At 70.6% G+C, this 496-nt stretch carries 1 protein-coding gene; it reads left to right on the top strand.

Annotated features, from left to right (window positions below; all coding sequences use genetic code 11):
- On the top strand, positions 1–407 hold a 407-nt coding region (locus RAD16_RS40755), incomplete at its 5' end, for a glutathione S-transferase C-terminal domain-containing protein (protein ID WP_458163664.1).
- Positions 408–496: the final 89 nt, after the last annotated feature.

Raw genomic sequence — 496 nt, 5'->3', positions numbered from 1 at the left:
AGGCGAAGCTCTCCCCCGCCCTCGACGACCCGTTGCGCGGCCCCTACCTGCGCTGGCTCGTCCTCTACGGCTCCTCCTTCGAGCCGGCGATCGTCGACCGGGCCATGGAGCGCGATCCGGGGCCGCAGGCGATGTCGCCCTACGGCAGCTACGACGCCGTGATGGACCTGCTGACGGCGCAGCTTCGAAAAGGGCCCTACCTGTTCGGCAAGCGCTTCACCGCCGCCGACATTCTCTGGGCGACAGCGCTCGCCTGGACGACGCAGTTCAAGCTCGTGCCGCCGAACCTGGAGCTGCTCCGCTACGTCGAGCGCTTCCGGACCCGCTCCGCCGTCGTCCGGGCAGAGGCGATCGACGAGCGGCTGCACCGGCAGGTCGAGGGCGAGTTCGAGCACCGCACCGGCTGAGGATCGGGCGTCTTCGCGGCTCGAGCGTCTTCCGGCGCGAAACTTGCCGCGGGACGCCAGCGGGAGGGGGACTTCATGGCGCACGAGGC

It is taken from the genome of Bradyrhizobium sp. 18BD, from assembly GCF_054185225.1.
The sequence above is the reverse complement of the archived record's forward strand: the minus strand, read 5'-3'. Positions and strand labels throughout refer to the sequence as shown.